26 protein-coding genes and 2 tRNA genes are annotated in these 26,662 nt (G+C 70.0%); 13 read left to right on the forward strand and 15 right to left on the reverse strand.

Going from position 1 to position 26,662, the window contains the following annotated elements; genetic code table 11:
* Positions 1–57 precede the first annotated feature (57 nt).
* The gene (locus tag TR33_RS11535; RefSeq protein WP_042283088.1) at positions 58–1,230 is read right to left on the reverse strand and encodes a cysteine desulfurase family protein; all 1,173 of its coding nucleotides are present in this window, start codon (positions 1,228–1,230) and stop codon (positions 58–60) included.
* Positions 1,231–1,350: 120 nt separating this feature from the next.
* Between TR33_RS11535 and aroA the strand changes: the two genes are divergently transcribed.
* Both aroA and rsgA read left to right on the forward strand, forming a co-directional pair.
* Positions 1,351–2,685, forward strand: coding sequence for a 3-phosphoshikimate 1-carboxyvinyltransferase (gene aroA, locus TR33_RS11540; protein WP_042283089.1), 1,335 nt, complete (start codon positions 1,351–1,353; stop codon positions 2,683–2,685).
* A complete protein-coding gene (rsgA, locus tag TR33_RS11545; RefSeq protein WP_014910152.1) occupies positions 2,682–3,707 on the forward strand; it encodes a ribosome small subunit-dependent GTPase A in 1,026 nt (341 codons plus the stop codon). Before aroA ends, rsgA begins: the two co-directional genes overlap by 4 nt.
* A gap of 169 nt (positions 3,708–3,876) precedes the next feature.
* Here rsgA and TR33_RS11550 read toward each other — a convergent pair whose 3' ends face one another.
* Positions 3,877–4,467, reverse strand: a complete 591-nt coding sequence (locus TR33_RS11550) for a TetR/AcrR family transcriptional regulator (protein WP_014913474.1) — start codon at positions 4,465–4,467, stop codon at positions 3,877–3,879.
* 195 nt (positions 4,468–4,662) lie between these two features.
* Between TR33_RS11550 and hisN the strand changes: the two genes are divergently transcribed.
* The 5 genes from hisN to TR33_RS11575 all read left to right on the forward strand — a co-directional run bounded on the left by hisN (position 4,663) and on the right by TR33_RS11575 (position 9,269).
* Positions 4,663–5,469, forward strand: coding sequence for a histidinol-phosphatase (gene hisN / locus TR33_RS11555; protein ID WP_042283091.1), 807 nt, complete (start codon positions 4,663–4,665; stop codon positions 5,467–5,469).
* 61 nt (positions 5,470–5,530) lie between these two features.
* A complete protein-coding gene (locus tag TR33_RS11560; RefSeq protein ID WP_042283093.1) occupies positions 5,531–6,058 on the forward strand; it encodes a hypothetical protein in 528 nt (175 codons plus the stop codon).
* A gap of 197 nt (positions 6,059–6,255) precedes the next feature.
* Positions 6,256–7,509, forward strand: a complete 1,254-nt coding sequence (locus TR33_RS11565; protein ID WP_014913569.1) for an ABC transporter permease — start codon at positions 6,256–6,258, stop codon at positions 7,507–7,509.
* An 8-nt stretch (positions 7,510–7,517) separates the two neighbouring features.
* Positions 7,518–8,549, forward strand: coding sequence for a permuted SH3 domain-containing protein (locus TR33_RS11570; protein WP_014912586.1), 1,032 nt, complete (start codon positions 7,518–7,520; stop codon positions 8,547–8,549).
* Positions 8,550–9,269, forward strand: a complete 720-nt coding sequence (locus TR33_RS11575; RefSeq protein WP_014912314.1) for an ABC transporter ATP-binding protein — start codon at positions 8,550–8,552, stop codon at positions 9,267–9,269.
* A 116-nt stretch (positions 9,270–9,385) separates the two neighbouring features.
* Here TR33_RS11575 and TR33_RS11580 read toward each other — a convergent pair.
* From TR33_RS11580 to TR33_RS11590, 3 genes are all read right to left on the reverse strand, one after another.
* Positions 9,386–9,462, reverse strand: a tRNA-Met gene (locus TR33_RS11580).
* A gap of 214 nt (positions 9,463–9,676) precedes the next feature.
* Positions 9,677–9,753, reverse strand: a tRNA-Met gene (locus tag TR33_RS11585).
* Between the two features lie 143 nt (positions 9,754–9,896).
* Positions 9,897–12,824: a UPF0182 family membrane protein gene (locus TR33_RS11590; protein ID WP_017533490.1), complete on the reverse strand. Its 2,928-nt coding sequence runs from the start codon at positions 12,822–12,824 to the stop codon at positions 9,897–9,899.
* 293 nt (positions 12,825–13,117) lie between these two features.
* On the opposite strand from TR33_RS11590, the gene TR33_RS11595 reads away from it, so the two are divergent.
* Complete coding sequence (locus tag TR33_RS11595) at positions 13,118–13,624, forward strand: PPA1309 family protein (protein ID WP_234305828.1); 507 nt, start codon at positions 13,118–13,120, stop codon at positions 13,622–13,624.
* 357 nt (positions 13,625–13,981) lie between these two features.
* On the opposite strand, the gene TR33_RS11600 is transcribed toward TR33_RS11595, so the two are convergent.
* The 3 genes from TR33_RS11600 to TR33_RS11610 all read right to left on the reverse strand — a co-directional run bounded on the left by TR33_RS11600 (position 13,982) and on the right by TR33_RS11610 (position 16,748).
* On the reverse strand, positions 13,982–15,049 hold the full coding sequence (locus TR33_RS11600; protein ID WP_026124809.1) for a YlbL family protein: 1,068 nt from the start codon (positions 15,047–15,049) through the stop codon (positions 13,982–13,984).
* Positions 15,050–15,152: 103 nt separating this feature from the next.
* Entirely contained in the window at positions 15,153–15,590 is a 438-nt protein-coding gene (locus TR33_RS11605; RefSeq protein WP_042283095.1) for a molybdenum cofactor biosynthesis protein MoaE, read from the reverse strand.
* Between the two features lie 90 nt (positions 15,591–15,680).
* Positions 15,681–16,748, reverse strand: coding sequence for an NAD-dependent epimerase/dehydratase family protein (locus TR33_RS11610; RefSeq protein ID WP_017533489.1), 1,068 nt, complete (start codon positions 16,746–16,748; stop codon positions 15,681–15,683).
* A gap of 123 nt (positions 16,749–16,871) precedes the next feature.
* Between TR33_RS11610 and TR33_RS11615 the strand changes: the two genes are divergently transcribed.
* Genes TR33_RS11615 through TR33_RS11625 form a run of 3 tightly spaced genes read left to right on the forward strand, consistent with a single transcriptional unit; the run spans position 16,872 to position 19,246 of the window.
* On the forward strand, positions 16,872–18,317 hold the full coding sequence (locus TR33_RS11615) for a zinc-dependent metalloprotease (protein ID WP_014912046.1): 1,446 nt from the start codon (positions 16,872–16,874) through the stop codon (positions 18,315–18,317).
* Complete coding sequence (locus TR33_RS11620; RefSeq protein ID WP_042283096.1) at positions 18,314–18,874, forward strand: NUDIX domain-containing protein; 561 nt, start codon at positions 18,314–18,316, stop codon at positions 18,872–18,874. The genes TR33_RS11615 and TR33_RS11620 overlap by 4 nt, the downstream gene beginning before the upstream one ends.
* Positions 18,875–18,883: 9 nt before the next feature.
* A complete protein-coding gene (locus tag TR33_RS11625; RefSeq protein ID WP_014912705.1) occupies positions 18,884–19,246 on the forward strand; it encodes a hypothetical protein in 363 nt (120 codons plus the stop codon).
* 19 nt (positions 19,247–19,265) lie between these two features.
* Here TR33_RS11625 and TR33_RS11630 read toward each other — a convergent pair whose 3' ends face one another.
* From TR33_RS11630 to TR33_RS11650, 6 genes are all read right to left on the reverse strand, one after another.
* Complete coding sequence (locus TR33_RS11630) at positions 19,266–19,829, reverse strand: M48 metallopeptidase family protein (RefSeq protein WP_014908245.1); 564 nt, start codon at positions 19,827–19,829, stop codon at positions 19,266–19,268.
* A 278-nt stretch (positions 19,830–20,107) separates the two neighbouring features.
* The gene (locus TR33_RS26880) at positions 20,108–20,266 is read right to left on the reverse strand and encodes a hypothetical protein (RefSeq protein ID WP_017533487.1); all 159 of its coding nucleotides are present in this window, start codon (positions 20,264–20,266) and stop codon (positions 20,108–20,110) included.
* Between the two features lie 47 nt (positions 20,267–20,313).
* The gene (locus TR33_RS11635) at positions 20,314–20,592 is read right to left on the reverse strand and encodes a WhiB family transcriptional regulator (protein ID WP_014909219.1); all 279 of its coding nucleotides are present in this window, start codon (positions 20,590–20,592) and stop codon (positions 20,314–20,316) included.
* Between the two features lie 199 nt (positions 20,593–20,791).
* Positions 20,792–21,145 (reverse strand): hypothetical protein, encoded by a 354-nt coding sequence (locus tag TR33_RS11640; RefSeq protein ID WP_036567764.1) that lies wholly within the window; start codon positions 21,143–21,145, stop codon positions 20,792–20,794.
* 219 nt (positions 21,146–21,364) lie between these two features.
* On the reverse strand, positions 21,365–22,255 hold the full coding sequence (locus TR33_RS11645) for an acyl-CoA thioesterase (protein ID WP_017533485.1): 891 nt from the start codon (positions 22,253–22,255) through the stop codon (positions 21,365–21,367).
* Complete coding sequence (locus TR33_RS11650; RefSeq protein WP_014913426.1) at positions 22,248–24,356, reverse strand: ATP-dependent DNA helicase UvrD2; 2,109 nt, start codon at positions 24,354–24,356, stop codon at positions 22,248–22,250. The genes TR33_RS11645 and TR33_RS11650 overlap by 8 nt, the downstream gene beginning before the upstream one ends.
* 261 nt (positions 24,357–24,617) lie before the next feature.
* Between TR33_RS11650 and TR33_RS11655 the strand changes: the two genes are divergently transcribed.
* Together TR33_RS11655 and TR33_RS11660 are read left to right on the forward strand one after the other, a co-directional pair.
* Positions 24,618–24,878: a mycoredoxin gene (locus TR33_RS11655; RefSeq protein WP_026124808.1), complete on the forward strand. Its 261-nt coding sequence runs from the start codon at positions 24,618–24,620 to the stop codon at positions 24,876–24,878.
* 172 nt (positions 24,879–25,050) lie between these two features.
* Positions 25,051–25,476, forward strand: a complete 426-nt coding sequence (locus TR33_RS11660; RefSeq protein ID WP_042283098.1) for an ANTAR domain-containing protein — start codon at positions 25,051–25,053, stop codon at positions 25,474–25,476.
* A 103-nt stretch (positions 25,477–25,579) separates the two neighbouring features.
* On the opposite strand, the gene nudC is transcribed toward TR33_RS11660, so the two are convergent.
* Positions 25,580–26,530 carry an NAD(+) diphosphatase gene (gene nudC / locus TR33_RS11665; RefSeq protein ID WP_042283100.1) on the reverse strand — a complete coding sequence of 317 codons (951 nt, stop codon included), beginning with the start codon at positions 26,528–26,530 and terminating at the stop codon, positions 25,580–25,582.
* Positions 26,531–26,662: the final 132 nt, after the last annotated feature.

Raw genomic sequence — 26,662 nt, forward strand, 5'->3', positions numbered from 1 at the left:
CGACCGAGACCAGGGCCGGCACCCCCTGGAGTGGGGCCGGTCCGCGGTCTCCTACCTTCAGCGTCGGCGTTTGGCCATGGCCGCGCGGGCGCGTTCGACGGCGGGTCCGATCTCCTCGACGAGCCGGTCGATGTCCTCTCGGGTGGAGGTCCGTCCGAGGGACAGGCGCAGGCTGCTGAGCGCGGTCTCGGGGGCGGCGCCCGTGGCCAGCAGCACGTGGCTGGGCTGGGCCACCCCGGCCGAGCAGGCCGAGCCGGTCGAGCAGGAGACGCCGCGGGCGTCGAGGAGCATGAGCAGGGCGTCGCCCTCGCATCCGGGGAAGGACAGGTGGGAGATCCCCGGCAGCCGGCGGTCGAGGTCGCCGTTGACGACCACGTCGGGCACGACTCGGCGTACCCGGTCCTCCAGTTCGTCGCGGAGCTCTTTCAGGTGCGCGACGTGTTTCTCGCGGCCCTCGGCGGCGAGGCGTACGGCGGTGGCCAGGCCTCGGGTGAGGGGCGCGGAGAGGGTGCCGGAGCGGATGTCGCGTTCCTGGCCTCCCCCGTGCAGGACGGGGGTCGGGGCGAGGCCTCGGGCCACCACGAGGGCTCCGGTCCCCACCGGGCCGCCGAGTTTGTGGCCGCTCAAGGTCAGCGCGCCGACCCCGGACGCGGCGAAGTCGACCTCTTCGACGCCGATCGCCTGGACCGCGTCGGTGTGGAAGGGCACCCCGTACTCGGCGGCGACGGCGGCCAGTTCTCGGACCGGTTGCAGGGTGCCGATCTCGTTGTTGGCCCACATCACCGACACCAGGGCGACGGACGCGGGGTCGCGTTCGATGGCGGCGCGCAGCACGTCGGGTTCCACCCGGCCCCGGGCGTCCACGGGGAGCTCTTCGCAGAGGGCCCCTTGGTGGTCGGCCATCCAGCGGGCGGGGTCGAGGGCGGCGTGGTGTTCCACGGCGCCGATGAGGATCCGGGTCCTGGCGGGGTCCTCGGCGTGCCGGGCCCAGTAGAGGCCCTTGATCGCGATGTTGTTCGACTCGGTCCCGCCGGCGGTGAAGACGACCTCGTGCGGGGTGGCGCCCACCGCGTCGGCGATGTGTTCTCGGGACTCCTCGACGACACGGCGGGCGGACCGACCGTGCGCGTGGAGTGAGGAGGGATTGCCGAGGGCACCGAGCTGCGCCGCCACATCGGCGATCACCTCGGGGCGGACCTCGGTCGTGGCTGCGTGATCCAGATACACCATGGCGCATTCCAGGATACGTCCGGCGCCCGGGGGCTTCGGGCCCCGGCCCCCGGGCCCGGGCTTTTCCACAGGTCGGTCTCCGTTCCGGCACCGGCCGCCCCGGCCCGATAACCTTGTGTCATGCCTGACTCCGTGCCCACGCCTCCCCGACCGACCGACGTCCCCGCCGGGGAGCACTGGCCCGCGCCTCGCGCGGACAGCCCGGTACGGGCCCGTGTCCGCCTGCCCGGTTCCAAGTCCGTGACCAACCGGGCCCTGATCATCGCCGCGCTCGCGGAAGGGCCCTGCGCGGTACGCCGCCCCCTGGTGAGCCGGGACAGCGAGCTGATGGTGGGCGCCCTGCGCGCGCTCGGCACGCGGGTCGAGGAGGTCCCCTCCGACGATCCGGACACCCCCGACCTCGTCGTCACCCCGGCCCCGCTGCGCGGACCGGCCTCGATCGACGTGGGCAACGCCGGAACCGTCATGCGCTTCGTCCCACCGGTGGCCGCCCTGGCCGACGGTCGGGTGGACTTCGACGGCGATCCGCGCGCGCGGGAACGGCCGGTGGACGAGCTCCTCCGCGCGCTGCGCGCCCTGGGCGCACGTATCGACGACGAGGATCGCGGTGCCCTGCCGCTGACCATCCACGGCACGGGGTCGGTGCGCGGCGGCGAGGTCACGTTGGACGCCTCCGGTTCCTCCCAGTTCGTCTCGGCCCTGCTGCTCGCGGGGGCCCGGTTCGACGAGGGGGTGCACGTACGCCACGAAGGGCCGCCCGTGCCCTCCCAGCCGCATCTGGACATGACGGTGGAGATGCTGCGGGCCGCCGGGGCCGCGGTCACCACCGGTGAGAACTCCTGGAGGGTGGAGCCCGGCCCGCTCCGGGTCTCGGAGATCGCCGTGGAGCCGGATCTGTCCAACGCGGCGCCCTTCCTGGCGGCGGCCCTCGTGAGCAAGGGCGAGGTCACCGTCGAGGGCTGGCCGGAGCACACCACCCAGCCCGGTGACGTGCTGCGCGAGCTGTTCACCCGTATGGGCGGCGAGGTCTCCCGTTCGGGCGATCGGGGCGAGAACCTGACCCTGCGCGGTACCGGGGCGATCCACGGCATCACCGCCGACCTGCGCGACGTCGGGGAGCTCACCCCGACCATCGCCGCCGTGGCGGCCCTGGCCGATTCCCCCTCCCGACTGACCGGCATCGCGCACCTGCGCCGGCACGAGACCGACCGGATCGCCGCCCTGGCCACCGAGATCAACCGCCTGGGCGGGGACGTCGAAGAGCTGCCCGACGGCCTGGTGATCCGTCCTCGACCGTTGCACGGCGGGGTCTTCCACTCCTACGACGACCACCGGATGGCCACCTCCGGAGCGGTGATCGGGCTCGCGGTGCCCGGGGTGGAGGTGGAGAACATCGCCACCACGCGCAAGACGATGCCCGACTTCCCCGGCCTGTGGACGGAGGTCCTGTCATGAGCCGCACCCGGGGCGGTGGGCGTCACCTGGACGAGGACGACATCAGGGTGCGGGCCCGGGGCGGTTCCCGCCCACGCACCCGTAAACGGCCCAAGCACGAGGACGCCCGTGAGGGCCTGGTCACCGCGGTCGACCGTGGGCGCTACCGCTGTCTGGTGGACGGCGTCCCCGTCGTGGCGATGAAGGCCCGTGAGCTCGGCCGCGGCTCCATCGTGGTCGGCGACCGTGTGGACGTGGTCGGCGACCTGTCCGGCCGACCCGACACCCTGGCCCGGGTGGTCCGGGTGCGCGAACGCGCCTCCGTCCTACGAAGGACCGCCGACGACACCGACCCGGTGGAACGGGTGATCGTCGCCAATGCCGACCAGCTCGCCATCGTCTGCGCCCTGGCCGACCCGGCCCCGCAACCGCGTTTCGTGGACCGTTGCCTGGTGGCCGCCTACGCCGCCGGGCTGGAGCCGCTGCTCTGTCTGACCAAGGCCGATCTGGCCTCCCCCGATGAGATGTTGGCCATCTACCGGCCGTTGGGGCTGCCCTACGAGGTCCTGGAACCGGACGAGGGGTTGGAGGAGCTGCGTTCGCGTCTGGCCGGGAGGACCACGGTGTTCGTGGGTTCCTCCGGTGTGGGCAAGTCGACCCTGGTCAACCGGCTGGTGCCGGGCACCGACCGGGCCGTCGGGCATGTCAACGCCGTCACCGGTCGAGGCCGGCACACCTCCACCTCGGCACTGGCGCTGGAGTTCGAGGGCGGCTGGTTGATCGACACCCCGGGGGTGCGCAGCTTCGGTCTGGCGCACATCGGACCCGAGGAGATCGTGCGGGGCTTCCACGACCTGGACGAGTTCGCCGCCGACTGTCCCCCCGACTGCACCCACCAGGCCGACGCCCCCGATTGCGCCATAGGCGCGGCTTTGGATCGGGGTGAGGCCGACCCGGACCGGGTGGCCTCGCTGAGACGTCTGCTCTCCAGTCGTGAGGGCGAGGACGACTCCGAGCCCGCTCCGCAGAGCCCGACGCCCTGAGACCGCCGGGGTGGCCGCGTCGAGCGGCCCCGGCCCCGGAGCCGTGCGAGCGCCGTTCTCCGGAGCGCTGGTCTCCCGGCCGATACCGCCCGGAACAGACCCCTCACCATCACCAGAGGTAGGTGGAGGTCCGGGTCTCAAGGGCGCCGGCCCGTCGCCGTGCCCGTGGTCAGCGGTCGACCGGGAGCAGTATCCCGTGCACGACCATCTCGACCCTCCGCGCGGCCAGGTCCGGGTCGATCGGCTGAAGCGAGTACGAGACGAGCAGACGAAGGGTGACGTCGGCGACCGTCTCGGCGACCCCGGGATCGGCGTTCGGACAGTGTTCGCGCAGGGTGCGGTGGATCCGTTCGCCCAGGGCGTCCAGGAGCGGTTCGGAGCGGGTGGTGAGCACGGGGAGGAGTTCGTCGTCTCCGGTGACCACGGCCCGCAGCAACGGGTTGTCCCGGGCGCCGAGCAGCACCATGCGGATGGTGCGACCGACGGCGTGCGCTGGATCGTGACCGTCGGCCTCCAGGACACGTTCGACGGTGTCCATGAGCGCGTTGACCTCGCGTACCACCACGGCCTGGAGCAGCCCCTCCTTGCTCCCGAACACGTTGTAGAGGGTCTGCCTGGACACCCGGGCCGCGCGGGCGATGTCGACCATCCTGCGGCCGCCCCAGTGGCCCGCCAGCACCTCGGTGTAGGCGGCGTCCAGCAGCCGTTCCCGGGCGCCGACACCCGCTCCCGCGCGTCCGTCTCCGCTCACGGTCCCCATGGCCTCATCCTCACATCCGCTCCGCCGCCCTCGGGTGGGCGCGGGGCGGGAACACGTGTTCCGTTTCGGGCGCCGTTCCCCGGATTCGACGCACACAGGGCAGGGTAGGCGTTCGCGGCACAGGTCATCACACTCCGGTCACGCGCCGGCCCCGCTTTGGGCATGAGCCTTCCCGGGACGGTAGCGTTACCCGCCATGGGGTCCTTTGACGATGATCTGCGGCTGGCACACGTGCTCGCCGACGCTGCCGACGACATCGCGCTGAAGCGTTTCCGCTCGCTCGACCTGGTCGTGGACACCAAACCCGACCTGACCCCGGTCACCGAGGCCGACCGTATGGTCGAGGAGACCCTGCGAGGGGTGCTCTCGCGTGCCCGTCCCCGTGACGCGGTGGTCGGCGAGGAGTTCGGCAAGAGCGGCAACAGCAACCGGGTATGGGTCATCGATCCCATCGACGGCACCAAGAACTACGTGCGGGGTGTCCCGGTGTGGGCGACCCTCATCGCCCTGCTCGAGGGCGATCGGCCCGTGGTCGGCCTCGTGTCCGCTCCGGCTCTGCACCGGCGCTGGTGGGCCTCACAGGGCGGGGGCACGTGGGCCGGACGGAACCTCTCCAAGGCCACTCGCTGCCAGGTCTCCCAGGTCACCGAACTCTCGGACGCGTCGCTGAGCTTCTCCTCACTGACCGGCTGGGAGGAGCAGGGGCGGTTGGAGTCGTTCCTGGGACTCACCCGCTCGGTCTGGCGGACCCGCGCCTACGGCGACTTCTGGTCGCACGTGATGGTCGCGGAGGGTGTGGTGGACATCGCCGCCGAGCCCGAGCTGTCGTTGTGGGACGCCGCGCCGCTGCCGATCATCCTGGAGGAGGCCGGTGGCCGCGCCAGTGCTCTGCGAGGGCAGGGTTTCGAGGACGGCGGCCCTCTGGTGTGCACCAACGGGACCCTGCACGAGCAGACCCTGACCTGGCTCAACGGCGGCCCCACACCGCTGCGTCGCCCCTGAATCGACACCGTCGAGCACGTTCGGCACTCGAAAGAACACGTCGAGTAGTAATGTGCGCTGTGTGCTGACCACGACAACCCGTCTCCCACGTACGGTCGTGCTCTGCGGAGCGGCCCTCCTCCTGGCCACCACCGCCTGCGCGGAGGGCCACGGCAAGAGCCCCATGGAACTCAGCGAGATGATCGCCGAGTCCGTACGCGACTCCGCCGACACACGGATGCCGGGCCTCGGGGTGGCCGAGGCCCACTTCGAACCGGACGGTTTCTCCTGCGATCCGGCCGTCGACCCCGAGGTCCCCGGTCTCTGGCGCAGCCACGCTCCCCGGGAGACCGTCGTGGACGAGGCCTCGGTCGAACTGGGGCTGATCGACGCCGACCACGAGCGTTCCGGCACGGTCTTCGCCACCGTCACCGACCCGGAGGGCGGAACCGCGACCGCCGAGGCCGAGCTCGCCTCCGACGAGTGGACCGGACTGGTCTACCCCGACGACTTCGACGCCGACCCGCTCCGGAGCGGCGTGTACACGGTGATCTGGTCCGACGCGGCAGAGGGGGCCCGTATCACCTGCGACGGTTTCGAGGTCGACTGAGCACCGTTCCCGCCCTCACCCCTTCGGATACGTGCGTGGCGTAAGGGACTTTCGAACGGTCCTGTAGAAAAATCCTCCCAGAGTGAACCGAAACCCCTCGGTCCCGCGATGGGTCTGTTGTCAGCCCGCCTTCGTGGGCCACCCCGGCGCCGCCGAAGCCGCGCCGGGTCCTACAGACACACACGGGAAGGGGCCCAATGCTGCGTTCCCTCACCGCCGGGATCCTGCTGGCCTTCGCCGGTTCCCGGGCCAACGTGGCCCGGACCATCCTGTCCTGCGCGGGGATCGTCGTCGGTGTCGGCGCTCTGATCATCGTGGTCACCGCCGGCGACCTCGGGCAGCGCTACGCCACCGCCGAGAGCGAGGCCAACGCGGGGCGAGCCGCCACCATGCAGGTGACGTCCTTCTCGGCGGTCACCGACATGGCCGCCTACGAGGAGGACATCGCGCGCGCCGGGGCCGAGAAGGTCTCGCTCTCCCAGATGCCCGCGCAGAGCGCCGTCTTCCGGAACGGCGACGAGACCCTCGACTACGTCGACCTCACGGCCGTGGACGTGTCCATGGCCGAGATCCGCCGGATCAACATCCTCCAGGGGCGTTGGTTCACCGAGGCCGACCTGGGCTCCCAGGCTCCGGTCCTGGTCGTGAACCAGGCGCTCGGGGACATCATCGGCGACAGCACCGAGATCCAGATGGGCACCGACCGCTGGATCGACGTGCGTGTGGTCGGCGTCTCTCAAGGGTCGGCCTTCGACGGGGACTGGTACAGCGCCTACCTGCTGCGTTCCCCGATCACCGAGGAGATGATCTTCGGCCCCACCTGGGACGCCGAGGCCGGCGGCATGTCACCGGGCGAGAGCGAGCTGGGGGTCACCCACGTCGCCCTCCTCGACCCCGCCGACAGCGCCGCCGAGGACATGGACAACGGTGAGGAGTTCACCGAGCGTCTGTCGTCGGCGAAGTGGCGGTGGAGCGCCGACGGCCGCCCCGACCTCATGATCTATCGGGCCGACTACGCGGAGCAGACCCAGGAGCTCATCGACATCATGTCGTGGGGTCTGATCGGTATCGCCGCCATCACCCTCACCACCGGCCTGCTCGGCGTCCTCAACGTCGGGCTGGTCACCGTCCGGGAACGACGGCGCGAACTGGCGACCTACCGCGCCTTGGGCGCGAGCCGGTTCACCCTGTTCGTGGCGGTGGTCATGGAGGCCGTCGTGGTGGCCGTGGTGGCCGGGCTCATCGCCCTGCTCCTGTCGTTCGCCCTGGTGGCCGTCGCGGGGGCCGTCATCGGGAACTTCGTCGCGCTGCCCCCCGATATCGCCATGGTGGTGCCGCCGTCGGCCGTACTGGTCGGTCTGGGCAGCGCCGCCTTCGTCGGGCTCTTGGCCGGGATCATCCCCGCGATCCGGGCGCTGCGCGCGTCCGTCGTCGCAGGGCTGCGGGAATAGGAGAACAAGTGAAGAAGTGGATCATCGTCGGCGCCGTCACCGTCCTCTTGCTGGGACTGGTCGGCTCGGGCTACCTCCTGCTGTCGCGGTCCGGAGCCGACCCCTCGGACGAGGACTTCATCGGGACCGCCTCCGACGTGAGCGGAGAGCCGGTCGAGGTCGAGTTGGGGACGGTCAGCTCCGTACTGGTGCTGGACGCCATCGTCCGCGCCGAATCCGGGGAGAAGGTCCGGGCCCGTCAGGGCGGGACCGTCACCCATCTGTGGTTGAACGACGGCGCGAGCGTGGACAAGGGCGCTCCGGTCGTCAACGTCTCCCTGCCCGCCGAGGGCGGGGCCGTCGAGGGTGAAGACGGGGAGGAGGACGCCCCGGCCACTCGTGAGGTGACGTTGTACGCGCCCGCGAGCGGCACCCTGTCCGGTCTGGACGACGTCCTGGTCGGTGACGTGCTGGAGCCCGGGGCCACGGTAGCCACGGTCTCCAGCGGGAAGTTCCAGGCGGTGGCCCAGGTCCCGGCCAACGACCTCTACCGGTTCTACGACGACCCGGGCGAGATCATGCTCAAGATCGACAAGGGTCCGCCCGCCGCGGAATGCGAGTTCATCGGGCTCGGTGCCGGGAACGACTCCTCCTCCGAGGGGGACGACGAGACCGGCGGCGGCGAGGGCGGCGGCTCCGAGCTGTCCTGCCGGGTCCCCTCCGACCTGACCGTCTTCGACGGTGTGCAGGGCAAGCTGTCGGTGAGCACCGGCGAGGCCGAGAACGTCATCGTGATCCCGGTGACCGCCGTGCGCGGCAACTCCGAGTCGGGCGAGGTCATCGTGATCGGCGACGACGGCTCCGAGGAGGTCCGTGAGATCTCCCTGGGTCTGTCCGATGGGAACTTCCTGGAGGTCACCGAAGGTCTGAGCGTGGGCGAGAAGGTCATGGACCCGATCCCGCTCGACCCGCGTTTCGACATCCCCGAGGAGCCCATGGACGAGTTCGACGAGGAGTTCGATGAGGACTTCGAGGACCCGGAAATCGCGGAGGAGAGCTAGATGTCGTTCGAGGCTCCCCACCTGCTCCCCACCCCGGTGCGTTCACCCGCCTCTCCGCTGCTCCGGGTGGAGGGGCTGACCCGGCACTTCATGGTGTCGGGCGAACGCATCGACGTGCTGCACGACTGCACCTTCGACGTCGCCCGCGGCGAGGTCGTCGCGATCATCGGGCAGTCCGGGTCGGGCAAGTCCACGCTGCTGAACGTGCTGGGTCTGCTCGACCGGCCCAGCGGCGGGTCCTACGTCTTCGACGGGGTGGACACCACCGGCCTGCGCGAGGGATCGAGGTCGCGGTTGCGCGGTGACGGGATCGGCTTCGTCTTCCAGCAGTTCCATCTGTTGGAGCGGCGGACCGCGCTGTCCAACGTGGGGGTGCCGATGGTGCTCTCCGGGGTGCCGCTACTGCGTCGTCGGGCCCGCGCCAAGGAGCTGCTGGAGTCGGTGGGGCTGGGTCACCGGCTGCACTCTCAGCCGCACCAGCTCTCCGGCGGTGAGCAGCAGCGTGTGGCCTTGGCGCGCGCGTTGAGTCGTGACCCCGCCCTGATCCTCGCCGACGAGCCCACGGGTGCTCTGGACGCCGCCAGCAGCACCATGATCATGGACCAGCTGATCGAGCAGGCGCGGGACCACGACGCCGCCGTGGTCGTGGTGACCCACGACCCGAAGGTGGCCGAGCGGGCCGACCGTATCGTCGAACTGGTGGAGGGCCGCACCCGCTGAGCGTGATCCCGTGCGACCCGACCCTCCGGGCCGCACGGGATCCGCGGTCCCCCTCGGATTCGAGGTATCCGCGCACGAGAAAGCGCCGGTCGGATTTCTCCGACCGGCGCTTTTCCTGGTAGCGGGGACAGGATTTGAACCTGCGACCTCTGGGTTATGAGCCCAGCGAGCTACCGAACTGCTCCACCCCGCGTCGTTGTGTTCTCCACTTTAGGGCATTCACTCTCGGGTGGCAAATCCGTTCCGACTTCCGCCGAACCGATGGAGAACCCACCCGACCTCGATCGATCACTCGATCTCGACCCTCATCCCACCGTGTGGAAAACCCCGGAAGGACATTTCCGATTTTCACCGGGGTGAAAAGTCGGGAAAAGTACCGTACCCGGGATTTCTCCCGGGCCCGAACCTGGTAGCGGGGACAGGATTTGAACCTGCGACCTCTGGGTTATGAGCCCAGCGAGCTACCGAACTGCTCCACCCCGCGTCGTTGTGTTCACTACGTTAGCGTGCCCACGGGGTGAACGCCAAATCGACGGTCGGAGACGCCGGACACCCCGGACACGAGAGCGGGGCGGGACCCGTCCGGATCCCGCCCCGCGTCACGACCTCACCCCGAAGGGGCGAGGACTAGTTCTCGCCCGCGGCCTCCTCGAGGGCCTCCAGAGCGTCGCGCAGACGCTCGTTGGCCTCCTCGTTGGCGTTCTGGGCCTCCTCCCAGGCCTCGACGGCCTCGTTGAGGGCGTCGGTGAGGTCCGAGGGTTCGGAGCCCGCCTCGGAGGTCTCGTCGTCCCCGGTGGACTCCTCGGAGCCCTCGTCCGGGTCCGGAAGCGGACCCTCGCCGCCCTCGAACAGGTTGTTCAGGGCGTCCTGGAGGTTGCTGCCGATCGCGACCTCCTCACCGAAGCCGACCATGACCTGCTGGAGCAGCGGGAAGGACGCGGCTCCGCCGCCACCGGCCTGAACGTAGAGGGGCTCCACGTAGAGCAGACCGCCGGCGAACGGCAGGGTCAGCAGGTTGCCTCGTGTCACCTCGGCGTTGGACTGCTCCAGCGGGAGCAGCACCTCGCGCACGTCGGCGTCGGAGTCGAAGGCGTTCTGCACCTGGCCGGGACCGAAGATCACCGTGCTTCGAGGCAGTTCCAGCAGTTTGAGCTTGCCGTACTCGTCCGACTCGGGGTTGCTGTCCACCGCCATGAACGCGGCCAGGTTCTCACGGTTACGCGGCACGAACGTGGTGGTCAGCGAGAAGCTCGGCTCCTCGGCGCCCGGGAAGTTGATGGTCTGGCGGTAGGGCGGCTCGGAGACCTCCCCCTCCTGGGTCGGGTCGTTGGGGACCGTCCAGAAGTCCTGACCACCGTAGTAGGACGCGGCGTCGGTGACGTGGTACTCGCGCATGATCTCGCGCTGCACCTTGAACAGGTCGTCCGGGTAGCGCAGGTGCTGGACGAGCTCGTCGCTCATCTCGTCCCGGTCGACGATCGTGCCCGGGAAGGCGCCCTGCCAGGTCTGGAGGACCGGGTCGTTCTCGTCCCACCCGTACAGGGTGACGGTGCCGTCGTAGGCGTCGACGGTCGCCTTCACCGAGTTGCGGATGTAGTTGACCTCGTTGCCGGGCAGCGCGCCGACCTGCTGGGCCGAACCGTCCGTGAAGGTGTCGGTCACCGCCTGGGTGAAGTCGATGCGGTTCGCGTACGGGTAGCCGTCGGAGGTGGTGTAACCGTCGACGATCCACACGACACGACCCTCGACCACCGCCGGGTAGGGGCGGCTGTCGACGGTGAGGAACGGGGCGACCTTCTCGACACGGTCCAGCGGGTCGCGCTCGTAGAGGATGCGCGAGTCGCTCGTGATCGCGCTGTTGAGCAGGATGCTCGTTTCCTGGTACTTGATCGCGAACAGGATGCGGTCGAAGAAGTTGTTCAGCGGCACGCCGCCGTCACCGTCGTAACGGTTGTAGGCCTGGGAGCCACTGGCGGTGTCACCGTCCTCGCCCTCCTCGGTGGCCTCGGCGTCCGCGTCCTGGGACTCGTCGGCGCCGTCGGCCGGGGCGCGGGCCTCGTCCGAGTCCGGGCTCGGGCTGGATTCCACGGCGTCCTCGAGCGTGGGGACGTCGGGCTCCTCGGCCTCGGGGTCGAGGGGGTGGTCGTACTCCTCCTCGGCCTGGACGATGACGTAGTCGGCGCCCTCGCGACCATAGTAGATACGCGGCTCGTACTCGCCCACGACGTCGCTGAGCTCACCACGCGGCGGGATGTTGTACTCGGTGAAGACCGGGCGGCCCTCGTTGTCGATCAGGTTGCCCGCGGCGGCGACCATGCCGTAGCCGTGGGTGTAGATCAGGTGCCGGTTGAGCCAGTTGTCCTGGTCGGCGGGCGGACCGTCGAGTTCGCGGACGGCGACGATCGTGTCGATCAGGTTGCCGTCGGCGTCCGGATAGCGGTCGACCTCCAGCACGTCCGGGAACTGGTAGAAGCCTCGGACCTGCTGCATCTGCTGGAAGGTCTGCGAGACCACGGCCGGGTCGGCCAGACGCACGCTGGGGATGGTGTCGGCCTCGGCCGCCAGCTCCTGAGGGGTGAGCTCGGTGGTGGCGTCGTAGTCGATCACCTCGGTGTCGGCGATCCCGTACGCCTCGCGCGTGCTCTCGATGTTGCGCTCGATGTAGGGGCTCTCCAGGCGCTGCTCGTTCGGGTTGACCTGGAAGCGCTGGACGATCTCGGGGTAGGCCACGCCGACGACCACCGCGGACAGCACCAGCAGACCGAGAGAGGCCACCGGGATCATCGTGTTCTTGAAGACGATGTTGGCGAAGAACAGGAGCGCGCAGATCACCGAGATGACGGTGAGGATGGTCAGCGCGGTCTTGACGGCGTTGACGTCGGTGTAGGAGGCGCCGAAGGTGTAGCCGCGGTTGGAGAAGACCAGTCCGTAGCGGTCGAGCCAGTAGGAACCGGCGCGCAGCAGCACGAAGAGGCCCAGCAGCACCGACAGGTGCACTCGGGCCGCGGGGGTGGCGCGCTGGCCGCTGTCGTTCTGGAGACGCACACCGCCGTACAGGTAGTGGACGATGACCGCGGCGATGAACGCCAGGATGACCGCCGCGTACATGTAGCCGAGCAGGATCCGCAGGAACGGATAGGTGAACGCGAAGAAGGCGATGTCGATGCCGAACTCGGGGTCGTTGACGCCGAAGTCCACGCTGTTCACGAACTGGAGGTAGACGCGCCAGTCACCGCTCGCGGCGGCTCCGGACAGGAGCGCCAGGGCGCCCACCGCGATCCAGAAGAAGAGCTTGCGGTGCGGGTCGATGGACTGGCGGTAGCGGTCCAGCCCCTGCTGTTCCAGGCTCATCGGCCGGATACCGGGCCGGGCCCTGTAGGCGAAGAAGATGCTCGCGCCGACGATGACCGCCATCACCAGTGCGGCGACGGCGAACAGCAGGACACGGGTCCACAGCTCGGTCAGGAAGACCGAGGTGTAGCCGATGGCGTTGAACCACTTGTAGTCGGTCCAAAAGTTCGCGGCGAGCATCAATCCCGCGATGATGACGACCACGGTCGCCGCGACTGGCGCGAGCAACCTTGATCGGCGAGGCATACGCGCAGGTGGTGCGCCGGGCGATCGGAAGCTCACGCCTCCCCCTCGTTCTGGCTAGGTGCGTTCTGGTGCGCGTGTGGCGCCTTATTGGTGAAAACTTATGCGGTGGCCCCCGGGTTCCCGAAATCCCCCATAGGCAGGTGACAAGGCTGCATCGTTGGGGTATCGGAGTCGCAAACGGACGGCCCCCACGCGACCCTACTGCCGGCGAACGGGCGCGGCGAGGTTCCCACATCGGCCACCATGGAAACGTGTCGAACATTCGCGAAGCCGTCATGGACCTGGAACGCCACGCCGCCGAACAGGGGTGGGACCGACCGTTGGGGCTGTACGCCCTGGTACCGACCTCGGAGCTGCTGACAGCGGAGCCCGCTCTGGCCGGTCTGCTGGGGATCGACTCCCCCGCCGACCCGGACGAGCTGACCCCGGTGGAGCAGGAGGAGCTGCCCGGAGACGTCCCGTTGGAGGAGGCCCTGGGTCGCATCCTGTGGCCCGAAGGGGTGGCCGGCTGCGCGCTGGTCATGGAGCGCCTGGTGGTGAAGGGCTCGGACGAGACCCTGGCCGCCGGCGAGGACCCCGCGCTCTCAGGAAAGGAGACCGAGGAGATCCGGATGGTCGCCGGCGTGCTGCGCGACGGCTCCCGCCACTGCGCGATGCGGATGCGCAGTCACGACAGCGAGTCCGAGGTGCTCAACGGCCCGGACCTGATCCCGGCCCTGACCTCCGCCCTCGCCCTCACCCTCGACCTGGAGGAGTAGTACACGCGGTCTCCCACAGCAACCCCCTGAGGTCAGGGCACGCGATCTCCTACCCCGGCCACGGGGGGTTGCCCGTTCGGGCGCCGGCGGGGTTCTGGAGGTGCCGCAGGTGGGGTCGCGAGGTACGAGTGGCCACACCGTAGGTGCCGAAGGTTCCCGCCTCCCTTGGCGCCCGAACACGCGCCGAAGCGAAGCGGAGGCGCAAAGCAAACACTTTCGGGCCTTGACCACGGCAGGGTGTAACGGCCACACGCCCTCCTACCTCAGACACGGGGGGGGGGTGCGACCGGTACGTGTTCTCCTACATCAACTCCAAGGGGTGCCCGAAGCGCCGGCTGACCCCCGAAGCGAACACCGCTATTCGCAGCGGGGGAGGTCGTCGCCGCCGTCACGGATGGTCTCCAGGGCGTTCACGGCGTCGGTGAGGGTCTCCACCCGCACCACCTCCAGCTCGCCGTAGGCGGCGGACTGGGCGACCTGGGAGCAGCTGTCGGCGGCCACGAGGAAGTATTCGGCGCCGTCGCGCTTGGCGCTGACCATCTTCTGCGGGATGCCGCTGATCCCGCCGACGGTGCCGTCGGAGGTGATGGTGCCGGAGCCGGCGACGTGGGCGCCGCCGGTGAGGCCCTCCTCGCTGAGGCGGTCGATGATCCCGAGCGCGAACATCATCCCGGCGCTGGGGCCGCCGATCTCGCCGACGGAGATGTCGATGTCGACGGGGAAGTCCATGTCGTCGGCGATGAGGATGCCGACGGCGGCGGTGTCGCCGTCACCCTCGACCGTGTCGAGCTCGACCTCGAGCTCGTCGCCGTCGCGGTCCAGCAGGAGGGAGACCGGATCGCCGGGCTCGCGGGCCCCCACGTGTTCGACGACGTAGGCGCTGCCGACGAGCTCTTCCGGGTCACCGCCGCTGGTACTGGTGGGGACGGTCTCGCCGTCCACCTCCAGGATGCGGTCCCCGGGCTCGACGACGCCCTCGGCCGGCATCCCCTCGACGGCGTCGGCGACGAGGGGGATCGCCTCGTAGTCGATGTCGAGCTGGTTGAGGGCGGCGGCGGTCGCGTCGGTCTGGGAGTCGTTCATCTGGACGGTCTGCCTCTGGCTGACCTCCTCCGGGGAACGCCCGGCGGGGAACAGCAGCTCCTCGGGCAGGACCGCCTGACTCGGCGAGATCCAGGCCGAGACGAGGGTGAAGAGGTTGAGCCGGTGGTCGGGTCCGCCGGCATACTGGACGGTCACCATGGACAGTGAGCCGTCGTGCTCGTAGCTCTCGGCGCCGTCGACGCCGATGATCGGCTCTCCGTCGTCCTGTTCTCCCAGGGTGTCGAGGGTGACGCCCGGAGCCGCGACCAGGTAGGGCATGGGCAGCAGGAGACTGCCGTACCCGAGCCCGACGAGCAGGGCGAGTGCGGCGACCAGGGTCATGACGCGACGAAGCATGTGCACACCTTAGAGCCCCCGCCGGACCGTCGGTGATCGGCCACCCCCGACTCGGGGGCGTCGGTGCAGGGGCTCGGAACGTCCCGGATCAGGGAGATCCGACCCATTCGGTCGCGCCGTCCTCGAAGGCCTGGTTCTTCCAGATGGGCACCTGGGCCTTGAGGTCGTCGATGAGTCCACGGCAGGCCGCGAAGGCCTCCTCGCGGTGCTCGGCGGCGGCCGCGACGACCACGGCGAGGTCGCCGATCCGCAGGTCGCCGACCCGGTGCGCGGCGGCCATCCGGACGACGGGGCGGCCGGCCACGGAGGTGTCGCTCAGCACCTTCTCCATGACCTCGCGCAGGCGGGCCTCGACGGTCGGGTGCGCGGAGTAGGACAGGGCGGAGACGTCCCGTCCGTGGTCATGGTCGCGCACGGTCCCGATGAAGACCGCCGTGCCGCCGGCCCGGGGGTGGGCCACCGCGGCCAGGACCTCGTCGACGGACAGAGGGGTGTCGCGTACTACCGCGAGAGTGATCTCTTCCACAGGTGAACCGTATCAATCGGTCGGTCGCGTGCGCGGCCGCCGGTACGACGTCACGCGCGTTCCGAGCTCTCGCTCTCGCGGGGCGGTGACTCAGGATCTTCCGCGTTTGCGCAGGTGGCGGATGGCGGCGGCGGTACCGATCGCGGCGGCCGCGGCTCCGGCGGCCCCCGCGGCGGTGATGGTGACCTCCTTGCGTCCCAGGGTGCGTCCGGCGATCGCGTGCTTGCCGTCGCGGGATTCCAGCAGGACCCCGAGCGCCGACTCGTTGTCGTGCTCGGGTTTCCATCCGGCCTCGCGCAGGGAGGCGCAGTCCACCACACACGGGTAGACGAGGAACTTGATCTCGCCGGCGGCGGCCGGGGTGATACGGGCCTGGTGCAGGCGTCGGACCGCTCCGAAGGCGAGGTTGGCGGCGACCTCGAAGTGCTTCATCCCGGCGATCTCCTCGACCTCGCTCTGGCTCAAGGAGCCTTCGGAGGCCACGGCGACCACGCCGTCGCTTCCGGTCACCCCGTGCAGGGCGCAGAAGGCCAGGGCGGAGGTCAGGTCGTCCTGGTGGCAGAACTGCCAGTGCTGTTCGTGCCCCTTGACGGTGAGCAGCCGGGGCGCGGAGAAGTGGCGGCTCAGGAGGGTGTCGAGGTCCGGGCCGACGAGGGGCGCGGGGCGCACCACGGTCACCGTCAGGCCGGGGTGGGCGCGGCGCGCGCGTTCGGCCAGCTCCTCGACCTCGGCGAAGTCGCCCATGAGGCCCTCCCCGTTGTCCGAGACCCGGGTGGAGTTCTCGGGCAGCGGCACCGGGTTGTCCGGTGCGGCCCCGTAGACCATCGTGCTGGTGACCAGGACCACACGGGGGACCCCGGCGGCGGCAGCGGCGGTCAGGACGGTCTGCGCGGCCAGGATGTTGTGGCGTCTGCGACGCGCGGGGCGGGTCTCCAGGGAGCGGTCGTCGGCGGTGTGCACGAGGACATCGATCCCGTCGAGTCGCCAGACCAGGGCGGGGTCGCAGACGTCGGCGATGCGCCAGGTGACGTCGCGCAGGTCGGCGAACTCCCCGTCGATCGCGATCACTTCACGGGCCCGGATGGAACCTTCCGGCGTGGCCAGGCGTTGCACGAGGAGCCGGCCCATCCCGGAAGCGGCACCGGTGACCCCGACCACCGGTCCCGCCGCACGTGAAGGGCTGTGCTCTGGGCGAACCTGGCTGCTTTCGGTATTCACTCCGGGCGACTCCCAGCTAACGTGACAGTGGAGACCAAACCTAATCCTGCCTGAGGTCTGATTGTGAGCGACCTGCCTTTCGGTTTCAGCATGCCGAACGATCCCGATGACGAGTCCGGACGCCGTTCAGGCGACTCCGGCTCGGGTGCCGGCAGCGGCCGCCCGGGCGGGGGGGACTCCGGAACGCCGGACGGTTTCCCGTTCGGCGACCCGCAACAGATGGCCGACATGCTCCGCCGCTTCGCGGACATGATGTCGTCCCAGCCCTCCCCCGGTTCCCCCGGGGAGAGCGCGACGTCCTCGACGTCCGGCATCAACTGGGACATGGCCAAGAACATCGCGCGGCACGCGGTGTCCCAACAAGGGGACCCGAGTGTGCCGCCCGCCGACTATGCCCGGGTGGAGGAGGCGCTGCGCCTCGCCGACCTGTGGCTCGACCAGGCTACCGACCTTCCTTCGGGGGTGCAGACGGCCCAGGCCTGGAGCCGCTCGGAATGGATCGAGCGGACGATGGACGCGTGGGCGCAGCTGTGCGACCCGTTGACCGCCAAGACCGTCCAGGCCATGGGGCAGAACCTGCCCGAGGAGATGTCCACCATGGCCGGCCCGCTGCTGGGGATGATCCAGCAGATGGGCGGCATGATGGTCGGTCAGCAGGCCGGTCAGGCCATCGGTGGCCTGGCGCAAGAGGTGATCGGCACCGCCGACATCGGCCTGCCTCTGGCCGGTGAGGGCAACGCCGCCCTGCTGCCCTCGGGGGTGGCCCGCTTCAGCGAGGGTCTGGAGATCCCCGACGACGAGGTGCGGCTGTACCTGGCGGCGCGTGAGGCCGCCGTGCACCGCCTCTACTCGCACGTTCCGTGGCTGCGTTCGCACGTGTCCCGTCTGGTCGAGGAGTACGCGGCCGGGATGTCGTTCGACGTGAGCGGCCTGGAGGACCGGCTCGGTGAGATCGACCTCACCAACCCGGAGGCGCTCCAGGAGGTCATGTCCGGCGGGATGGGGGCCGAGGGCCTGCTCCAGCCGGAGGACACCCCCCAGCAGAAGGCCGCCCTGACCCGACTGGAGACCACGCTCGCCCTGATCGAGGGCTGGGTGGCGACCGTCGTTTCGGCGGCCGTGGCCGAGCGGCTTCCGCACGCCGGGGCGCTCGCCGAGACCACGCGACGTCGTCGTGCCACCGGCGGCCCCGCCGAGCACACCTTCGCCGCCCTGGTCGGTCTGGAGCTGCGGCCGCGCCGACTGCGCGAGGCCGGTGCGCTCTGGAAGGCCCTGGAGGAGGCCCGTGGGGTGGAGGGCCGGGACGCCGTATGGCAGCACCCGGACCTGATGCCCACCGGCGCCGACCTGGACGATCCCGAGGCGTTCGTCGCCGGGGGCTCCGACGAGGGCCCGGACTTCGACATCTCCTCGTTGACCGGCCCCGAGGGGCCGTCCGACTCCGGCGCGGACGAGGACGACCGCGGGGACGACGGCCGTAAGGACGACAGGGGCGAGGGCGGCGCGTGAGCCTGCGTGAGGACGCCCGGGCGGTACTGACCACCTGGGCCGCCCCCGACCCCGGCCAGGAGGCGCTGCGCGTCTCCTACCTGGAGCATCTGGACGCCCATGAGGACGCCATGTGGCGTGACTGCCTGCCGGGGCACCTGACCGCGAGCACCGCGATCATCTCCGCGGACGGGGACCGGGTGGCGTTGGTACTGCATCGGATCCACCGGATGTGGTTGCAGACCGGTGGTCACTGCGAGAGCGACGACGCCACCCTGGCCGAGGCGGCTCTTCGTGAGGCCGCGGAGGAATCGGGGATCGTCGGTCTGACGTTGCTCCCCGCTCCGGTGCGGCTGGACCGGCACACGGTGCCGTGCGGCGGCGGCAGCGTCCATCTGGACGTGCAGTTCGCCGCGGTGGCTCCCGACGACGCGGTACTGGTACGGGATCCGGACGAGTCGGCGGGCCTGGGGTGGTTCCCGGTCGATTCTCCGCCCGAGCCCACCGACGACTCCGTGCGCGACCTGGTGCGCGCCGCCGTGGTGGCCGTTCGGGACCATGGTCCGGTACGCCCCTGAGGAGTATCCGTGTCCTTGATCACCGTCGTCGTCATGGTCGGCGGCCTGGTCACCACCTGGCTCGTCCGGCGTTCCCGTCGTGCTCTCGCGCGATTGCTGCTCGATGAGCGCGCCGGACGGGTCGGGGCGGCGGAGGCCGCCCGCCTCCGGTTCGAACACGTGCGCCGCTCGTTCCTCGTGGGACGGGCGGCCTGTGGTCTTCTGGCGGTGCTGATCGTGGCGGTCGTGGGCCGGGCCGCGGTCTCGGGTTCGTGGGGTGCCGCGACCGGCTACTACGTCGCCGCGTTCGGCGCGCTGCTGCTGGCGGGCCTGGTCATGCTCTGGCGGGTCCACACCGATCTGCGTCGTTCCCGGGCGGCCTTGGAGGGCTGACCCCGTCTTCTGAGGGGGCTCACCCTTCCAGGGTGTTCCGGCCGGTCTCCAGATCGTCCTCGTCGTCGTGGACGCACCCTTCGGACCGGCTGCCCGCGCTGTACCCCTCGAGGTAGCCGCGTGCGCGGTCGGCCTTGGGGTAGCGACGTACCAGTTCCCAGAACTCGCGACCGTGGTTGGGGTGGTGCAGGTGGGCGAGTTCGTGGACGAGGACGTAGTCGACGACCCAGGAGGGCATGCCCGCGATCCGGCGGGAGATGCGGATGTCCCCGGTCTCGGGGGTGCACGAGCCCCAGCGGGAGTTCTGGTTGTCGACCCAGCGGACGCTGGCGGGCAACCTGGTCCCGTCGAGGTGGCGTCGGGCCAGTTCGACGGCGCGTTCGTGGAGTTCGCCGTCGCCGGGGCGGCGGCGGTCCTCGCGTGCCTCCAGTCTCCGCAGCATCTGATCCACCCAGCGCTTTTCCTCTGCGCGGGAGAACGTCGCGGGTACGAGGACGACCGTGGTGTCCCCGTCACGGTAGGCCGACACCGTACGTCGACGACGGGGACTGCGCCGTACCTCGATTCTGGTGTTCGAGGGCACGAACTTTACGGTAGCCGAGGGAAGCGTTTCCGAACAGGTGTGCCCTGTTCTGATATGTCACCGGGATAGCGTTTTGTTCGAGTGGTCCGCACGAGCCGCGCGAGCCCTCCTCGGGTCGGATCTCCCCAGAACAGAGGGGTTCTCGTGGCTCCGAGGCACCATCCTCCACTCGGAACACGGCCCCCCGAACCCTCTCTTGGTTATGAAAAAGAGACCGGACGGCCCCGTGTCGGGTGCCGTCCGGTGCTATCGGATGCCATGTCGGCCGTCTCTCGACGTCAACACAGCCTCGACCACGCGATTTCCATGATCGCCTCTTCCGCACGACGCTCCTCGCGCTGACGGGCGCGCAGGTGCCGGGCGCCGAGCCTTCTGGCCAGACGCTCCCGGGGCTCTTCCTCGGTCCGTTCCACCATGCGCATGAGTTCCTGCATCATCGTTCTTCGAGTCCTTCGGTTCGTGTGGGAGTTGATTCGGTGACGGGTCAGGCCGCGACGGGGGCCGGGTTCTTCCGGGGCCGGCCGCGAGGACGCTTGCGCGCCACCACCTGGCCGGAGACGAGCAGCTGCCCGCCCCAGACGCCCCACGGCTCACGCCGTTCGAGAGCGTCCGTCAGACACTGTTCACGGATGGGGCAGTCACCACAGATCGCCTTCGCGGCCTCGACGTCGGCCGGAGCCTCCGCGAAGAACAGGTCCGGCTCGAGACGGCAAGGGATTTCGACCTCACCCAGCTGGGGCGTTACCAGGACCGACGCAAGCATCGGTGCCCTCCAAGATCTTTGATCGTTCGTACAACGCGGTCGGTGTTCGGTCACCGGAACCGGTCCGGTGAGGGACCTGGACTTGCGATGTCGCCGTCGTTCCGCCGTCCCCGGGGGACGGAGGTACTTCACGGAGATACAAAGAAAGCCGCGGGCCCCTGTGCTGGGGTCCGCGGCCACGGAGTGGAACTTCCGACCTCTAGGCCGGAATCCTCCGTGGACACTCCCCCAGTGCGCCGTACAGGCGCGGGGTTTCGCTCGAGGCGTGGACGTCACCGGTGTGCTCACCGCGATCAAGGGCGAGCTCGGACTCGTCACGCAGCAGAGCCATGACGGCACCGGTTTCGGACACACGGGTCCCCTGCGGCGCGGGCTGGGATCCATTGGCCAGCCTGACGCCGATGACGGACTCGCCACCGAAGGTGCGCATACGGATGCCGGTGAAGGCGCCCTCGAAGGCGCCACCGCTCAGGTCGGTGCCCTCGATCAGGTGAGTCATGGGCGAACGCCAGGTAGCGGCGAAACCGGTGCACTGCTCGTTCTTCGTGCTCATCAGATGGGACACCTCCTTCTACGTCGGGCACGGGGTCTTGCACCCGTACCGAGAGCGGTCATGACGACGCTGTACACATTACGGCCGCCCAAGAAAGACGGCAACCCATTTTTGACCTGCGAAAACGACCGCATCCGGCCAGAAGTTCACGGGAATGCCGAAGGGGCCGCGGGTGTTGCCCGCGGCCCCTTCGGTCGCTCTCTCCGAGATGGGATCCGATCAGGTCCAGCCCTCGGCGTCGACGACCCGGATCAGGCCCTCCTGCACCACCGAGCAGACCAGTCGGCCGTCCCTCGTGTAGACCAGTCCCCGCGCCAGACCCAGCGCCCCCTGCGCGGTCGGGGACTCCTGCGCGTACAGCAGCCACTCGTCGGCGCGGAAGGGGCGGTGGAACCACATGGCGTGGTCGAGGCTGGCCATGGAGATGCCCGCGAACGAGCGGCCGTGTCTCAACAGGACCGTGTCCAACAGGGACATGTCGGAGGCATAGGTCATCAGGCACACCTGGGTGAGACGGTCGTCGGGAAGCCTCCCGTCGACCTTGAACCACACCGGGTTGGTGGCGGTACGCAGCTCGGGGTCGCGTTCGGCCTCGAAGGACATCGCGCCCACCGGCCGCGTCTCGATGGGGTGCCAATGGACAAAGCTGGGCACCTTGCCGAACGCCTCGCGCAACCGGTCCCGGGTGCTGAGCAGCTCCTCGGGCGGAGGAACGTCGGGCATGGGGATCTGGTGGTCCAGGCCCGGCTCCTCCTTGTGGAAGGAGGCGGACAGGGTGAAGATCGGCTTGCCGTGCTGAATGGCCACGACCCTGCGGGTGGTGAAGGAACGCCCGTCACGGACCCGGTCGACCTCGTAGACGATCGGCACCGACGGGTCGCCCGGCCGTATGAAGTAGGCGTGCAGAGAGTGCACGTGGCGCTCGGCGGGCGTCGTCCGTCCCGCCGCCACCAGCGCCTGCCCCGCGACCAGGCCGCCGAAGACCCGCTGAGGTCCGGCCGACGGGCTGCTGCCGCGGAAGATGTCGGCCTCGATCCGTTCCAGGTCGAGCACCTTCAGCAGCTCGGTCAGCGATTGACCCACGCGCCCGTCACCGTCGCGTTCACTCATCCTCTTCCTCTCCGTCACCGGCGACCGTCTCCTCCGGGTCGCGGCCCGCCACAAGCGCGAGCACCGCCTCACCGTAACGATCCAGTTTGACCGACCCGACCCCGGACACGGCGGACAGCCGGGACACGCTCCCCGGCTCCTGCTCGGCGATGGCCTGGAGGGTCGCGTCGGTGAAGATCACGTAGGCGGGCACCTTCTGATCCCGCGCGGTCAGCCGTCGCCATTCGCGCAGGCGTTCCAGCAGCGCCTCGTCGTAGGTGGAGGGGCAGTCCAGGCAGCGACCCAACTTGCGTTCGACGGCGTCGGTGAGCGCGTCGGAGCACACCCGGCAGCGCACGACACCGCCCTTGCGCCGGTCGCGGCGGCCCGGGGTGCTGGGCGAGGCGGGGCGCAGTCCGTCGAGGAAGCGCGAGGGCTTGCGGGACTTGCGTCCACCGGGAGAGCGGGCCAGGGACCAGGACATCACCAGGTGCTCGCGGGCCCGGGTCACCCCGACGTAGAAGAGCCGACGCTCCTCCTCCACCTGGTCGTCGGTCTCGGCGTAGATGATGGGCATCATGCCCTCGGTGAGCCCGACGAGGAACACCGCGTCCCACTCCAGGCCCTTGGCCGCGTGCAGGGAGGCGAGGGTGACCCCCTCGAAACCGGGCGCGTGTTCGGTGGCCATGCGCATGTCGATCTCGTCGACGAGGTGGGCCATGGTGGCCCTGCCCCCTGCGGAGCCGGCCTTGGCGGCGACGTCCTCCGCCAGCTGGGCCAGCGCCGACAGCGACTCCCAGCGTTCCCGCGCCCGACGTCCCTCCGGGGCCTGCTCGACCAGCCCGAGGGGGGCGAGCAGGTGACGCACCGTCCGGACGAGGGGCTCGTCCTCCCCGTCGGCCGCGCCGTGGCGTGCCCCCCGCAGCAGGTGCACGGCCTCGCGGATCTCGGGGCGTTCGAAGAACCGCTCGCTGCCGCGCACGGTGAAGGGAACGCCCTGGTCGCCGAGGGCCTGTTCATAGGCGGCCGTCTGGGAGTTGGTGCGCATCAGCACCGCGATCTCCCCGGCGGGCACCCCCTCCTCCAACAGGACGCTGATCTTGCGGGCGACACCGGTGGCCTCGGCAGGCTCGTCGTCGTACTCCTGGTAGATCGGGTCCGGCCCGTCCGGCCGCTGGGCCCGGAGGGTGAGGTGGTGCGCCGAGGTCGCCCCCTTGGCCTGGGCGATGACGTGGTTGGCCACACGCACCACCTGGGGGGTCGAACGGTAGTCGCGGACCAGCCGCACCAGGGTGGCGTGCGGGTAGCGGTCGCCGAAACCTGTCAGGTAGTCGGGGGTGGCCCCGGTGAAGGAGTAGATGGTCTGGCTGGGGTCGCCGACCACGCACAGGTCGTCGCGGTCGCCCAGCCAGGCGTCCAGGAGGAGCTTCTGGAGCGGGTTGACGTCCTGGAACTCGTCGACGACGAAGTAGCGGTACTGGTCGCGGACCCTCTGGGCGATCTTGGGGCTCTCGTTGATCATCGCCGCGGTGAGTTCGAGGACCGACTCGAAGTCGATGAGGTGCTCCTCACGGCACAGCTCCTCGTAGGCCTCGAAGACCCGCGCGACCTCTCCCTCGGGAAGCGGTGACTGGCGACCGGCCTTGGCCACGGCCTTGTCGTAGTCACTGGGCCGTACCTGGGTGACCTTCGACCACTCGATCTCCCCGGCGAGGTCGCGCAGACCGGTCCGGTCCGGCTGCTGGCCCACCGAGTGGGCGGCGCGGGCCACGGCCTGGACCTTGCTCTTGATCAGGTTCGGTTTGGCCCCGCCGACGGCCTCCCCCCAGAAGAAGCCGAGCTGGCGCAGGGCCGCGGAGTGGAAGGTGCGGGCCTGCACCTTGGGGGCGCCGAGCGAACGGAGACGGCCGCGCATCTCGCCCGCGGCCCGGGCGGTGAAGGTGACCGCGAGGACCTGCTGTTCGGAGACGACCCCACCGGCCACGGCGTGCGCGATCCGGTGGGTGATCGCCCGGGTCTTGCCCGTGCCGGCACCCGCCAGGATGCACACGGGGCCACGAAGCGCTCGTGCCGCCTGGGTCTGTTCGGGGTCCAGTCCCTCCAGGACGCGGTCGGGGTCCATGCTGCTCCTGCGTATGGTCGGACGGGTGGGTCTGGACGGTCAGTCTCTCAAGTATCGGCGGTCACAGGGAGCGAACGGTCCCGCGCGGCACCCCGGGAGACGGAACGATCCGTGTCGCACATTCCCCAGAACCAGTCGCCCTTGTGAGGCGTCCCACGTTGTGTCGAACGGCCATGGGAAGCGGTGACGGCCCCGCGGTGTTGGAACCGAGGGACCGATCCCGCAAGCCATGACAGTCGACACGGAAAAGACGTGAGCGAGATGACGAGTACGGGCACCGAGCAGTTCACGATGTACACCACCCCCTGGTGCGGCTACTGCAAGCGGCTCAAGAGCCAGCTCTCCCGAGAGGGCATCACCGGCCGCGAGGTGAACATCGAGGAGAACCCGGAGGCCGCGGATTTCGTGATGAAGGTCAACGGAGGGAACCAGACGGTCCCCACCGTGGTCTTCAGCGACGAAACGGCCATGACCAACCCGTCCCTCGCTCAGGTGAAGAAGAAGCTGGCCGAGCTGTCCTAGGACGGATCGCGCGGACCGCCCGGGGCGGTCCGCGCGGCGGGCGCCCTCCCTCAGGGCGGACCACCCCTGGTCTCCGAAGAACGACTCGGCCGACACCGACGGACCCGAAACGACGGGGAGTGTTGAGTTGGGGGACGACGTGAGGCCTCATGACATAGCGGTCACCGACACGGTGGACGCCGAAGTGGTACGGCGCACCCCGAACGGGTGGCGTGTGGGCGACGGGCACGACGACCGCGAAGCCCCGGACCTGATCAGCGCCATGGTGCTGGCCGACCTCCTCACCTCCGAGGCGGGCGGGGCCCGGCCTCGTGCCCAGGCCCCCGGACGCGCCCCCGAGGGCGCCTCGGAGGTGGAACGCCTGAAGCACACCATCACCCAGTTGGAGCACGCGCTGCACTCGCGCGTCATCGTGGAGCAGGCGATCGGCGTCCTGTCCGAGCGGCACACGATGCCGCCTCGGGAGGCGTTCGAACGGCTGCGCTCCTCGGCGCGTTCCCGCGGGCGCAAGGTCGCCGACCTGGCCGGGGACGTGGTGGACAGCAGCACCAGCCCGCTGACCGTCCTGCCGGACGAGCTCGCCACGGGACAGGGCTGACCGGATCTCCGGCAGGCCATGACCCGGGGCGAAGCCGCCACGGTGGGGCCGCGGTCCGTCCGTGACGGGGGGTCGGACGGCCCGCGGCCCCGTCGTGTCCGGCTCAGGGGCCGTCGATCAGCTCGCCGCCGTACCAGCCCTCGATGAGGGTGCGGGCGATGGAGACCCGTCCGGGCAGGACGATCTCCCCGGCCGCGGTGGCCTCGGCCAGGGCCTCCCGGGTGAACCAGCGGGTCTCGGCGATCTCGTCGTCCGTGGGACTGGTCCGCCCCACCGCCCGGGCGGTGTAGCCCACCATGAGACTGCGCGGGAAGGGCCAGGGCTGAGAGGACACGTAGACCGGTTCCTCGACGATCACCCCGGTCTCCTCCGCGACCTCGCGCGCCACCGCCTGTTCCAGTGACTCGCCCGCGTCCACGAACCCTGCCAGCACGGAGAAGCGGCGCGCGTCCCAGTGCGGATTGTTGCCGAGCAGGGCCTCCTCGCGCCCCTCGTGTTCACGGTGCACCAGCATGATCACCGCCGGATCCGTGCGCGGGAACTGTTCGGTCCCCTCCTCCTCACAGATCCGGACGTGCCCCGACCGTTCCATCCGTGTGCGCGCGCCGCACATGGGGCAGAAGCCGTGGGCGGCGTTCCAGTTGGCCAGGGCCAACGCCCGGGTGAACAGCCCGGTGTCGCGGTCGTCGAGGACCGCGCCGACGTCGCGCAGGGAGGCGGGCTCGGCCCCGGTGACCGCTCTCACCTCCTCGTGGGAGCGCACCGCGAAGTAGGCGTGGTCGCCGTCGTGGCCCAACAGGTACCGCTCGCCCTGCGGAGCGCGGTCGGGCGTGGTGAGGACCAGCCTCGGGTTCGGACCCGTGGTGACCAGGGCCCGTGTCTGTCGCGCTCTGAGCGCTCCGGGGCCGTAGCCTCCCGGTTCACCGCCCTCCAGGACCAGAACGCGCGTGTGCGGGTCGTTCCAGGCCTTGGCCGACCATTCCTCATCGCCTCGCAGATGCCCGGCGGGATCGACCGCGTTCCGGGAAAGAGCGGGTACCGCTTCGGAGTCCATGGGTCCTTCCGGCGTTCGTACTCGACATGACAGGTGTAACGCTTTCGAGGACCCCGCGCACTCCCCTTCCGCGGAACCGGGGGGAGTGCGCGGTTCACGCACGGTTCGTCGTGGTCGTACGCGGGGTCGGGC

The organism is Nocardiopsis alba (assembly GCF_000710955.1).
GTDB classification, from domain to species: Bacteria; Actinomycetota; Actinomycetes; order Streptosporangiales; family Streptosporangiaceae; genus Nocardiopsis; species Nocardiopsis alba.

What these genes read in the sequence shown, in the direction of transcription:
- TR33_RS11655 (WP_026124808.1), top strand. Translation starts at nt 24,618, where the DNA reads ATGACGAGTACGGGCACCGAGCAGTTCACGATGTACACCACCCCCTGG.
- TR33_RS11565 (WP_014913569.1), top strand. Translation starts at nt 6,256, where the DNA reads ATGCTGCGTTCCCTCACCGCCGGGATCCTGCTGGCCTTCGCCGGTTCC.
- rsgA (WP_014910152.1), top strand. Translation starts at nt 2,682, where the DNA reads ATGAGCCGCACCCGGGGCGGTGGGCGTCACCTGGACGAGGACGACATC.
- TR33_RS11645 (WP_017533485.1), bottom strand. Translation starts at nt 22,255, where the DNA reads ATGAGTGAACGCGACGGTGACGGGCGCGTGGGTCAATCGCTGACCGAG.
- TR33_RS11635 (WP_014909219.1), bottom strand. Translation starts at nt 20,592, where the DNA reads ATGCTTGCGTCGGTCCTGGTAACGCCCCAGCTGGGTGAGGTCGAAATC.
- TR33_RS11600 (WP_026124809.1), bottom strand. Translation starts at nt 15,049, where the DNA reads ATGACCCTGGTCGCCGCACTCGCCCTGCTCGTCGGGCTCGGGTACGGC.
- TR33_RS26880 (WP_017533487.1), bottom strand. Translation starts at nt 20,266, where the DNA reads ATGATGCAGGAACTCATGCGCATGGTGGAACGGACCGAGGAAGAGCCC.
- TR33_RS11575 (WP_014912314.1), top strand. Translation starts at nt 8,550, where the DNA reads ATGTCGTTCGAGGCTCCCCACCTGCTCCCCACCCCGGTGCGTTCACCC.
- hisN (WP_042283091.1), top strand. Translation starts at nt 4,663, where the DNA reads ATGGGGTCCTTTGACGATGATCTGCGGCTGGCACACGTGCTCGCCGAC.
- TR33_RS11550 (WP_014913474.1), bottom strand. Translation starts at nt 4,467, where the DNA reads ATGGGGACCGTGAGCGGAGACGGACGCGCGGGAGCGGGTGTCGGCGCC.
- TR33_RS11640 (WP_036567764.1), bottom strand. Translation starts at nt 21,145, where the DNA reads ATGAGCACGAAGAACGAGCAGTGCACCGGTTTCGCCGCTACCTGGCGT.
- TR33_RS11650 (WP_014913426.1), bottom strand. Translation starts at nt 24,356, where the DNA reads ATGGACCCCGACCGCGTCCTGGAGGGACTGGACCCCGAACAGACCCAG.
- aroA (WP_042283089.1), top strand. Translation starts at nt 1,351, where the DNA reads ATGCCTGACTCCGTGCCCACGCCTCCCCGACCGACCGACGTCCCCGCC.
- TR33_RS11535 (WP_042283088.1), bottom strand. Translation starts at nt 1,230, where the DNA reads ATGGTGTATCTGGATCACGCAGCCACGACCGAGGTCCGCCCCGAGGTG.
- nudC (WP_042283100.1), bottom strand. Translation starts at nt 26,530, where the DNA reads ATGGACTCCGAAGCGGTACCCGCTCTTTCCCGGAACGCGGTCGATCCC.